The organism is Collinsella sp. AM20-15AC, assembly GCF_003471405.1.
Classification (GTDB): Bacteria; Actinomycetota; Coriobacteriia; order Coriobacteriales; family Coriobacteriaceae; genus Collinsella.
In genome coordinates this window covers 566-801 of sequence record NZ_QRJA01000070.1, presented here as the reverse complement: position 1 = coordinate 801, position 236 = coordinate 566, and the positions used below count along the sequence as shown (strand labels likewise).

Below are 236 nucleotides of genomic sequence, written 5' to 3'. Positions count from 1 at the left end.
TGGGTCGCGGCGGGCTACGACGGCATGACCAACATGGAGCTCAGGCGGAAGGTCGGCTACAGGCCCAGGTCGCACCGGGCCCCGAAGAGGTCGACGCCGCACTCGCCCCGCAGGTCGCACGCCGCGTTCCTCGCCCTCGGCGAGGACGCGTGCGCCGCGGCCTGGGAGATGGGCACCGTCGAGGGGGCCCGGGAGGACGGCGCCTGCCTGCTCACGCTGCTGCACCGCCCCAGCAG

1 pseudogene is annotated in these 236 nt (G+C 75.0%); it reads left to right on the top strand.

What is annotated here, in order from left to right:
- Positions 1-236: pseudogene (locus tag DW233_RS10505) on the top strand (IS30 family transposase); the annotation flags it as partial.